Annotated in this window: 1 pseudogene; it reads left to right on the top strand. The window is 69.9% G+C overall.

From position 1 onward, the window contains the following. Positions 1–129 precede the first annotated feature (129 nt). Positions 130–890: pseudogene (locus tag AKI01S_RS50105) on the top strand (IS5 family transposase). Positions 891–909: the final 19 nt, after the last annotated feature.

Genomic DNA, 909 nt, shown 5'->3' on the forward strand with positions numbered 1-909 from the left:
GGCTAGGTTCTGTCTTCAAAGTGGATGCGGTCGGCTGGCGCGGCGGCGATCCTTGATGATGTGGTTCGTCGTCATGAGCTGAGCGATGTCGAGTGGGAAGTGCTGGAGCCGCTGCTGCCGCGGCAGCGGATGGGCCGGCCCCGAGCCGATGACCGGCGGATGTTGAACGGGATCGTGTGGAAGTTCCGCACCGGGGCGCCCTGGCGGGACGTGCCCGAACGCTATGGCTCGTGGGCCAGTCTGCACACCCGGTTTCGCCGGTGGGCCGCCGATGGCACCTTCACCGCCATGCTGCAAGCCCTCCAGGCCCGCGCCGATGCCGCCGGCGACATCGATTGGCTGGTGGCGGTGGACTCCACCATCGCACGGGCCCACCAAAGCGCCGCCGGCGCACCAAAAGGGGGCACCACCGGGCGCTCGGGCGGTCGCGGGGCGGGCTGACCACCAAGATCCATCTGGCCTGTGATGGGCGCGGGCGGCCGCTGGCGCTGGTGGTAACCGGCGGCAACGTCAACGACTGCACCATGCTCGAGACCGTGCTGGACCAGATTCGGGTGCCGCGTCTGGGGCCGGGGCGACCCCGGACGCGTCCCAATCATGTGGTGGCCGACAAGGGCTACAGCAGCCGGGCCATCCGTTCCCACCTGCGGCGGCGCGGGATCGGCGCCACCATCCCCGAACGCGCCGACCAGGTCGCGGGCCGGGCCCGGCGCGGCTCCCGCGGCGGACGGCCCCCGGGCTTCGACCCCGAGGTCTACAAGTGTCGCAACGTGGTGGAACGCTGTTTCAACCGGCTCAAGCACTGGCGCGGCATCGCCACCCGCTACGACAAGACCGCCGAGTCCTACCAGGCCGCCATCACCCTGGCCGCCGTGCTGATGTGGCTATGAACTTTGACGACACAACCTA

The sequence above is a fragment of the Actinomadura kijaniata NBRC 14229 genome (assembly GCF_001552175.1).
Classification (GTDB): domain Bacteria; phylum Actinomycetota; class Actinomycetes; order Streptosporangiales; family Streptosporangiaceae; genus Spirillospora; species Spirillospora kijaniata.